This window comes from Flavobacterium macrobrachii (assembly GCF_014486675.1).
Taxonomy (GTDB): domain Bacteria; phylum Bacteroidota; class Bacteroidia; order Flavobacteriales; family Flavobacteriaceae; genus Flavobacterium; species Flavobacterium macrobrachii.
The window spans coordinates 1-8,963 of the sequence record NZ_JACTAC010000097.1 but is presented as its reverse complement, the minus strand read 5'-3'; the positions used below and the strand labels follow the sequence as shown (position 1 = coordinate 8,963).

7 protein-coding genes are annotated in these 8,963 nt (G+C 34.7%); 2 read left to right on the top strand and 5 right to left on the bottom strand.

Annotated elements, in window-relative coordinates; all coding sequences use genetic code 11:
- Positions 1–55 precede the first annotated feature (55 nt).
- Complete coding sequence (locus tag IAI56_RS14585; protein WP_187658563.1) at positions 56–2,233, top strand: M12 family metallo-peptidase; 2,178 nt, start codon at positions 56–58, stop codon at positions 2,231–2,233.
- 90 nt (positions 2,234–2,323) lie between these two features.
- Here the strand turns inward: IAI56_RS14585 and mfd are convergent, their stop codons facing one another.
- Together mfd and IAI56_RS14575 are read right to left on the bottom strand one after the other, a co-directional pair.
- The gene (mfd, locus tag IAI56_RS14580) at positions 2,324–5,659 is read right to left on the bottom strand and encodes a transcription-repair coupling factor (RefSeq protein ID WP_425323634.1); all 3,336 of its coding nucleotides are present in this window, start codon (positions 5,657–5,659) and stop codon (positions 2,324–2,326) included.
- 26 nt (positions 5,660–5,685) lie between these two features.
- Positions 5,686–6,339 carry a hypothetical protein gene (locus tag IAI56_RS14575; protein WP_187658561.1) on the bottom strand — a complete coding sequence of 218 codons (654 nt, stop codon included), beginning with the start codon at positions 6,337–6,339 and terminating at the stop codon, positions 5,686–5,688.
- 137 nt (positions 6,340–6,476) lie between these two features.
- On the opposite strand from IAI56_RS14575, the gene IAI56_RS14570 reads away from it, so the two are divergent.
- Positions 6,477–7,418 (top strand): L-threonine 3-dehydrogenase, encoded by a 942-nt coding sequence (locus tag IAI56_RS14570; protein WP_169523375.1) that lies wholly within the window; start codon positions 6,477–6,479, stop codon positions 7,416–7,418.
- 66 nt (positions 7,419–7,484) lie between these two features.
- Here the strand turns inward: IAI56_RS14570 and IAI56_RS14565 are convergent, their stop codons facing one another.
- The 3 genes from IAI56_RS14565 to IAI56_RS14555 all read right to left on the bottom strand — a co-directional run.
- Positions 7,485–8,072 (bottom strand): globin family protein, encoded by a 588-nt coding sequence (locus IAI56_RS14565; protein WP_187658560.1) that lies wholly within the window; start codon positions 8,070–8,072, stop codon positions 7,485–7,487.
- A 16-nt stretch (positions 8,073–8,088) separates the two neighbouring features.
- Entirely contained in the window at positions 8,089–8,526 is a 438-nt protein-coding gene (locus IAI56_RS14560; RefSeq protein ID WP_169523377.1) for a hypothetical protein, read from the bottom strand.
- A 68-nt stretch (positions 8,527–8,594) separates the two neighbouring features.
- A partial coding sequence (locus IAI56_RS14555) for a nuclear transport factor 2 family protein (protein WP_187658559.1) occupies positions 8,595–8,963 on the bottom strand: 369 nt, incomplete at its 5' end.

The window sequence follows — 8,963 nt, the reverse complement described above, 5'->3', positions numbered from 1 at the left end:
GAATAGAATATAATAATTTATTGAATTTGAATATCTTTACCCCAAATCATAAGCTATGAAAAAACAACTACTATTAATGACATTTTTGTTTACGTTTAGTCTTTTTGGACAGAAAAAGATAGCGGAACAAGTCTTAAAACTTCAAAAGGAAAATACTCACTTCAACAAGGTGTCAATTTTAACACCAAGTTTGTTTATTGATAATATTGATGTAAAAAAAACAGTAAGTGAAGCAACTTTGGCTAAAGCGGACTTGGTAAAAATTAACCAAATAGTAACGACAAAGAATGATTTTATCGAGTTGGAAATTCCTTACCAAAACCAACTGATTTCAGTCTTATTATTCAAGGTTAATCCATTTGCCGAAGATTTTAAAATTGACACAGATAAAAAGAGAAACATTACCTATCAAAAAGGAATATACTACCGTGGAATTATTAAAAATGATGTGAATTCGGTTTCGTCATTCAACTTTTTTAATGGAGAATTTAACGGAATCATTTCAAGTGAATCATTAGGAAATTTAGTAATTGGAAAACTAGATAAACAAGGAAATCAGTTAGATTACATTGTGTATTCTGACTCAAAAATGAATATTGTAAACGATTGGAGTTGTAATGTTAAAGAAGATGGTTTTGAAGTCGACCAAAATTCCACTTTGAATAGAGAAGTTAATACAGCCAGATGTGTTACTTTTTATTTTGAAGTAGATTATAATTTATATTTACAGAATAACAGTAATTCGACAACAACAACAAATTGGATGACTTCTGTATACAATAATGTACAAACATTGTTTTCAAACGATGATATTACGACTGCATTAAAATCAATTTTTATTTGGACTTCTCCGGATATTTATGATGGTATTGGTAATAGTTCTAGCGATTATCTTGATGCTTTTGCACAAAATCGTCCAGTTTTTGATGGTGATGTAGGAATGTTGGTAGGAATAGATCCAGGTGGTTTAGGTGGAGTTGCCTTCCTCAATTCAGTATGTAATTCGTTTAATTACTCTTATTCTGATGTAAATTTTAGTTTTAATACTGTTCCTAATTATTCTTGGACAATTAATGTTATAGCACATGAATTCGGACATTCATTGGGTTCGCCTCATACGCATGGATGTTATTGGAACGGTAATAATACTTCAATTGATGGCTGTGGAACACAAGCTGGTTATCCAGAAGGAAGTTGTCCTCTAGGTCCAATTCCAACGACAACTGTAAAAGGAACAATTATGAGTTATTGTCATTTAATTGGAGGAGTTGGAATAAGTTTTGCAAATGGATTTGGTCCTCAACCCGCTACATTGATACAGAATAGAGTTAATAGTAAAACTTGTCTCAGTGCTGATTGTGTAAATACTTGTAATAACACCGCGGCAAACATTAGAGCAACAAATACAACAGAAACATCTGCTCTAATCGAGTGGGAAGATGTTGGATCTGATGAAACATCTTGGCAGATAGCTGTTAATCAATATGGTTCAGCAGCTGGAGTTTGGCAAAATATTGGAGCTGTTACTAGCTTTTTAGTGACAAACTTACAATCAAACACCTATTATGAATTTAGAATTCGACCAATTTGTACAAATATCACACCTGTTACAAGAACTCAAATATTTGCAACTGCTGGTAACTACTGCGGTGGGATGATTTTTACTGATACTGGAGGTGTTTTTAATAATTATATTGATAACCAAACATTGGTAAGAACAATGATTCCTAATATACCGAATCAAAAGCTAACAGCTAATTTTACAGAGTTTCAATTAGAAGACACTTACGATTTTCTTTTCATTTATGATGGTCCAGATGATACTTACCAAGAGTTTAATTTGGGTAATGGTTTTACTGGAGCAAATTCACCTGGAATAGTAACTTCCACATCAGTAGATGGTTCTCTAACATTTAAATTTACATCAGATCAATTTGTTACTGACTCCGGTTGGATTGCTTCTATTTCTTGTTCTCCTTCGCTTGGAATTTCTAATAATGATTTTATTGATTTTAGATACTATCCAAATCCAACAACAGGAACATTGAATATAAAATCAAATACCTCTATTTCAGAAGTATCCGTTTTCAATATTGAAGGTAGAAAGTTATTTAATCAAACGTTAGACACATTGGAAACTTCAGTTGATATTTCACAGTTTGCTATTGGAACCTATTTCTTCAAACTAAAATTTGGCGAAAAAGAAGCCAATTTCAAAGTGTTAAAAATGTAGTTTTAGCATAAGAATTCAATAAAAACAGCCGTAAATCATTCTATATTTACGGCTGTTTTTATTGAAATAAATCTATGAAATCTGTGTTTTCTATTCTAACATTTGCATCAATTCCAATGCTTTATTAATCGATTTTACATTCTCAAAAGTCAACAACAATCGTAAACCGTTTTTAGTTTCTTTCTCTTTCATTTTGCAAAGGTTTCCTTGTTGTTGTACAAACCTTAGAACATTAGTAAAACGTTTTGAAGTATAGTAATCTGATTGTTGGTCAGCAATGAAATAACCAATCAATTTACCTTGTTTCATTACAATTCTTTCAATGCCAATTTTGGTTGCAATCCATTTGATGCGAATACTGTTCAATAATGCTTTTGCTTCTTTTGGCAACGGACCAAAACGGTCAATCAATTTGTTTTCGTATGAAACAAGTTCTTCTTCTGTTTTGCAAGCACCAAGTTCGTTGTAAAGCGCTAAACGTTCCGTAACGTTGTTGATGTATTCGTCTGGGAAAAGCAATTCAAAATCAGTATCGATTTGTAAATCTTTTACATATTCTTTGGTTTCAACATCGGTATCGGTTTCATACAAGTCTTTGAACTCGTTTTCTTTAAGTTCTTCTATGGCTTCGTTCATGATTTTTTGATAGGTTTCAAAGCCAATTTCATTGATAAAACCACTTTGTTCTCCACCTAACAAATCACCAGCACCACGAATTTCCAAATCTTTCATAGCAATGTTAAATCCGCTACCTAGTTCGTTGTATTGTTCCAATGCTTGAATACGTTTTCTTGCGTCTTCAGTCATAACAGAATAGGGCGGACAAATGAAATAACAAAACGCTTTTTTATTGCTTCGACCAACACGACCTCGCATTTGATGCAAATCGGAAAGTCCGAAATTATTAGCGTTATTAATGAAAATCGTATTGGCATTTGGCACATCTAAACCACTTTCGATAATCGTTGTTGCTACTAAAACATCAAAATCACCATTCATAAAACTCAACATAATTTCTTCGAGTTTGCTTCCTTCCATTTGACCGTGTCCAATTCCAACGCGAGCATCAGGAACCAATCGCTGAATCATTCCAGCAATTTCTTTGATATTTTCAATTCGATTATTGATGAAAAAAACCTGTCCGTTTCGCTGAATTTCATACGAAATAGCATCTCGAATAATTTCTTCGTTAAATCCAACTACTTGTGTTTCTATTGGATAACGATTTGGCGGTGGCGTTGTGATTACCGATAAATCTCTCGCTGCCATCAACGAAAACTGTAATGTTCTCGGAATTGGCGTTGCCGTTAACGTCAACGTGTCCACATTGGCAGCAATCGTTTTCAGTTTATCTTTTACGTTGACACCAAATTTTTGTTCTTCGTCAACGATTAACAATCCTAAATTTTTAAATTTTACATTTTTGTTGACCAATTGATGCGTTCCGATAAGAATATCCAGTTTCCCAGATTCTAAATCTTCCAGCGTTTGAGCTTTTTGTTTGGCAGTTCTAAAACGGTTTAAGTAACCAATTTTTACCGGCATTTCTTTTAATCGTTCGGTAAATGTTCGGTAATGCTGATACGCCAAAATGGTTGTTGGCACCAAAACGGCTACTTGTTTACTATTATCAACGGCTTTAAATGCCGCTCGAATAGCGACTTCTGTTTTCCCGAATCCCACATCGCCACAAACCAATCTATCCATCGGACGATCTTTTTCCATATCGGCTTTTACGTCAGCTGTTGCTGTGATTTGGTCTGGCGTATCTTCATAGATAAACGAACTTTCCAATTCTTTTTGCAAATAACTATCGGGCGCAAATTGAAATCCTTTTTCCAATCTTCGCTTGGCATACAACTGAATTAAATTGAAAGCTATATGTTTTACTCGTGCTTTTGTCTTTTGTTTTAAAACTTTCCAAGCATTAGAACCCAACTTATAAATCTTTGGTGGCGTTCCGTCTTTTCCGTTGTATTTGGATATTTTGTGTAGCGAATGAATGCTTACATATACAATGTCGTTATCCGCATAAACTAATTTGATGGCTTCTTGCGTTTTTCCTTCCACCTGAATTTTCTGCAATCCGCCAAACTTACCAATTCCGTGATCGATATGCGTTACATAATCGCCTACGGAAAGTGAATTCAGCTCTTTTAGCGTGATGGTTTGCTTTTTGGAATAGCCATTTTTGATGGAAAACTTATGATAACGCTCAAAAATTTGATGGTCAGTATAACAAGCTACTTGATGTTCTTCGTCAATAAAACCTTGGTATAACGGTTGCACAATGGTATGATATTGTTTGCGGATGTCTTCACTGTTTTCTTCATCTAAACTTTCAAAAATATCATGAAAACGGTTCGCTTGATTTTCATTGGAACAAAACAAATAATTAGTAATTCCGTTGAAATGATTGTCGCTCAAATTGTTCAACAATAAATCAAATTGCTTGTTGAACGACGGTTGCGGTTGTATGTGAAATTCAAAAGTTTTTGTGGTTTTGAACAATGGTTTATTCGTCAATTCTACGATAGAAAAATCCAACGCTTTGCGCAAAAATCCTTCTTGGTTTAAGAATAAATGTTCTGGCGAAGCGTGTTTAATGTCTTTCGAAAGTTTGTCAAAAGTTTCAGTTGCTTTTTCGAATAATTTATCCAATTGTGCCAAAACCATTTCACTGTTTTCTATCCAAAGAATGGTTTTGTCGTTGATATAATCTAGAAAACTTTCGCGGTTTTCTTTGATAAACTTGTTTTCCAGATTGGGAATAATGGTTATCTTGTTTTGTTTCTCTACCGAAAGTTGCGACTCTACGTCAAACGTTCGGATGCTGTCGACTTCATTGCCAAAAAACTCAATACGATACGGATTGTCATTGGAAAACGAAAACACATCGACAATTCCGCCACGAACCGAAAACTCTCCAGGTTCAGTGATGAAATCTACCCGTTTGAATTCGTATTCGAACAACACTTCGTTGATGAAATCAATAGAAATGTTATCACCAACAGCAACTTTTAGTGTGTTTTTATCCAATTCTTTTTTGGTGACTACTTTTTCAAAAAGCGCTTCAGGATAGGTAACAATTATCGAAGGTTTTTTTCTGGAATTGATGCGGTTCAATACTTCGGAACGCAATAAAACATTAGCATTATCGGTTTCTTCAATTTGATATGGTCTTCGATACGAACTCGGATAAAACAACACATCGTTTTGTCCTAACATTTGCTCCAAATCATTCAAATAGTAAGCTGCTTCTTCTTTTTCGTTAAAAACCAACAGAAACGGTTGTTCGGCTTTCTTGAAAACCGACTGAATGATGATAGAAACCACCGAACTCGAAAGTCCTTTGCAATGTATTTTATTTTGTGGAACAGTTAAGCTTTCCGCAATTTGCTTGACTTTATTAGAACTTTCGTAAATAGAAAAAAGCGATGACTGGCTCAAAATTATTTAATTGGAATAAGAGATTTTCTTTTAATTTTTGGCTGATTTGATGGTGGTTGAATAGCTTGTGGCTGTACTCTGTTTTTTTCAACACTTATTGCCCGAGTAGTATCTAGCATTCGTATCATATCTGCTTCGCCATCTTCAATCTTAATTTGATTTTTAGTGTCTATTTCTGCAAATTGTTGTTGCAGCGACTCTACTTCTTGATTAATTTCAGGAATTAATTTTACAATCTTTTGATCAGGAATACTATTCAAGTTGATATAAAGATTCAGCGTATTTATTTTTGTGGTAACAGCCGAAATTCTACTTTTAATTTCGGGTTTGTTATACGTGGCAGGAATGTTATTGTTCAGTTCTGCTGCTTTTTTAGATAAGGTTTTTGCCTTTTTTTGAAAAGCACCAATACTAGTTTTGGGTTTCTCTGAAAGCTCTTTTAGAAAAACGCGCCATTCAGCCCAGTTTTGGTTTAGCGATTGCGTACTTTGGTTCAAAGGAAAAGCGTTGAAATTCCAGCTTTTATTGATGGTAGCAAAAATAGCTTCTCGTTTCTTAACCTCTTTTTGTTGTTCTACAAGCAATAGTTGCTCATCTTTTTTACAGGATATAAAAACAGACAAACTCAGTAACGCTAAAATAATTTTGTTTTTCATAGGTTGAAAAAATACATTGCAAAAATACAAAGGTAATTCGAATAACTTAGCATTAAACACATTTTAAGATTTGTTTAATTTCTTCAAAACAACTTCACGAAAACGTTATCTTTGCACCAAGAAACACAAACTAAATTATGACTACTAAAATTCTTATTATTGGTGCCTGCGGTCAAATAGGTACTGAGTTGACTAAAAAACTAAGAACCATTTATGGAACGGACAATGTTATTGCTTCCGACATTAGAAAACTAAATATCGATATCGTTAACGAAGGTATTTTTGAAGTAGTCAATGCCTTAGATTTTAATCAAATTGAGCATTTAGTAGAACAATATCAAATTACCGATGTCTATCTAATGGCGGCTTTGCTTTCGGCTACTGCCGAAAAAAACCCAGCCTTTGCTTGGGATTTGAACATGAATTCCTTGTTTCACGTATTGAATTTAGCCAAAGCTGGAAAAATTCAAAAGATATTCTGGCCTTCCAGCATTGCCGTTTTTGGACCTACAACACCTCGCGATAATACGCCACAATACACCATCATGGAACCATCAACCGTATATGGAATTTCAAAACAATCAGGGGAACGTTGGTGTGAATATTACCATAACATTTATGGTGTAGATGTGCGAAGCATTCGTTATCCAGGATTAATTTCTTGGTCAACAGAACCAGGTGGAGGAACAACGGATTATGCCGTAGATATCTATCACAAAGCACTAGAAAAAGGAACATTTGAGTGTTTTCTATCTGAAGAAACAGCCTTGCCTATGATGTATATGGACGATGCCATTCGTGCCACGGTAGAAATCATGCAAGCGCCAAAAGAGAACATCGCTATTCGTTCTTCTTACAATTTAGGCGGAGTTAGTTTTACACCAAAAGAAATTGCCGAAGAAATCAAAAAGCACATTCCAGATTTTACCATTACTTATAAGCCTGATTTCCGTCAGAAGATTGCTGATAGTTGGCCAGCTAGTATTGATGATACCTTTGCTCAAAAGGACTGGAACTGGAAACATCAGTTTGATTTAGAAAAAATGACAGTAGAAATGCTTGAGAATCTAAAAAAATAAAGCGCTACTTTGTTAAAAAGTAACGCTTTATCGACAACAAAATAAACAAACCTTTATTTTAATATTTTAATTCGGATCTTGAACAATTGGATCTCTAAGCGATTCCAATACTGCTACCACTTCATTGATGATGCCTGTATCGGTAACACCGTTTAAGCCAGCCGCTTGACCTACATAACCAATAAATTTAGTATAATCTGCATCAGTAGATTTTACACCCATTCTTGGGTTTTGAGCAGGATCGTGTGCAGCTACCATGTTTAATCCAGAGTAAGTATTAGTGGCACCACCACCAGTGTTAGCAGAGAAGAAATCAGTTAAGTTTTTACTCAATACAGCAACATTGGTTGTATTTCCTCCAACCACTTCGCCTACAATAGGAGCAAAGTGAGCACCAAGATTACCTTCTGAACCAGCAACAATATCGGCTACTATAAGTACAATCGTGCTATCCACTACTGAACGATAACTCAATCGTCCTTTTTCAATCATTTGTCCTGGGTTGTTTGGATCACTCACTTTTGTAGTTCCACCCAGTTTTTGATACAAACTCATCTGTGCAGGAGAATCATTGTCGTCATCACTGCAGGATGCAAGTCCAAATAGCGCTACGGCTACAAACAGACCTAAAGCTAATTTTTCAAATTTTTTCATAGTATTCGTGTTTAGATTAATTAAATATGCGTTGAACGCCTCTCGAAAATTTATAACTGAAGCTGTCTTCATTCATTACCGGACAAGCTTTTTTCTGAGCCAGTTCATTCGATATGACGTAGCGTTTAGCTTTATAGTTTCCTTTGGCAATTAGTTGATTAAATACTTCTTCAGAGTTGATTACTTTGTTGTCATGAAAGTATACCACCACACCTTTTTCAAGATTGATGCGGTCATTTTTTACGCCAGGAATGGATTTTAAGTTACGGTGAATTTCTTTGGCTTTAGCCGAGTCAATAGCTTCTTCAAAGTCTATTCTACTAATTTGAAGTGTTGCATTATCATATACAACCGGTTTGGCAGTGGCAATATGAACTACCAATACCACAAAGAGTAAACCTACTATACCTAGTATGCTTACCGCTGCAATTTTAATTTTTTTAGGAATTCTCATAACCAAGATGTTTTTGTTTCTTCACTCATTTACGAGAACAAAAACAACTTGGTTTTATTTTTTTGAAATTATTTTTTAGACTTCAATTCCTCAATCAGTTTATCCTCAAGATGAGATTTGATTTTAACAACTGCATTTACATCGTCGTTAGGAATAGTCATCGATAAAACATAGTGTTTTATTTTCCATTGATTGCCTACTTTTAGTAACACACCCGAACCTCTACAGATTTTCATTTGCGTGTCCAGCAGTTCGTCAAACCACACTATTTTTTTATCATCACTAAAGTAGATATTGCGTTCCAGCGCTTTAAAGTTCCACGCTTTTCCTTTGTCAAAATAGGGTTTGGCATAGGCTTGAAATTCCGTTTTATTCCAGTTTTCAGTAGCGTCAGTGCCGATGAAGATAGCATCTTCCGTCATCGCTTCAAAGTAGCG